Annotated in this window: 1 protein-coding gene; it reads right to left on the reverse strand. The window is 52.4% G+C overall.

The window, feature by feature from the left end:
* A partial coding sequence (locus AC0L3B_RS38825; protein WP_473382984.1) for a hypothetical protein occupies positions 1 to 261 on the reverse strand: 261 nt, incomplete at its 3' end.
* Between the last annotated feature and the right edge of the window lie 77 nt (positions 262 to 338).

The raw sequence follows: 338 nt of genomic DNA on the forward strand, positions 1-338 counted from the left end.
GGTCGATGAAAATAAAAGTGCCACTACGAGCAAGACCGAAAGCCACAGGCGCTTCAAGCCGTGCTCTTTCAGCGATGCACCATAGGCACCTGGTAATGCCCAGCCAGCGCAAAGCGATAATGCAAACTGTGTTGCTTGGATGTTGAGCCCAAAACGGGTAAGCAAAATCGTAGCAACACCAATAGCTATGGCCATGATCAGTGCCGCCGCTGTCGGACCTACACCACCAACCTTCTGTAGCCGTATGCTAAGAATGCTCATTGATTTTTCCGTTGATCAGTGCTGGTCGGGAGGTGGTGGTAGCGCGCGAAGAATCTCAGCAAGCACCTGGACCTGCT

This window comes from Bradyrhizobium sp. Kon56 (genome assembly GCF_055807635.1).